Source organism: Enterobacter sp. J49 (assembly GCF_002148625.1).
GTDB lineage: Bacteria > Pseudomonadota > Gammaproteobacteria > Enterobacterales > Enterobacteriaceae > Enterobacter > Enterobacter ludwigii.
The window spans coordinates 1-334 of record NZ_MWPY01000042.1; the positions used below are offsets into that span (position 1 = coordinate 1).

Genomic DNA, 334 nt, shown 5'->3' on the forward strand with positions numbered 1-334 from the left:
GGTGGGGGATATGATCGGCATCGGCGGCGTGGAAGGCGACGTGCGGCGCATCAACGTGCGCGCCACCGAAATCCAGCTCAGCGACCGCTCCACCATGATCGTACCGAACTCGCAGCTGATCTCGCAGAACGTGCGCAACGCCACCATGGGCAACGCGCAAGGGGTGGTGACCATCGCGCTGACGTTCCCGACCGACATTGATCCGGAGCAGGTGCGCAATATTCTGCTTAACGCTTACCACGAATACGAAAACATCCTGGAAACGCCGGCGCCTTACGTGCGCTTCAGCCAGCTGGGGCCGGACGGCATTATCCTGAGCGTGACCGGCTATGTG

At 61.7% G+C, this 334-nt stretch carries 1 protein-coding gene; it reads left to right on the top strand.

Annotated elements, in window-relative coordinates; genetic code table 11:
* On the top strand, positions 1-334 hold a 334-nt coding region (locus BJP35_RS23805), incomplete at both ends, for a mechanosensitive ion channel family protein (RefSeq protein WP_143349643.1).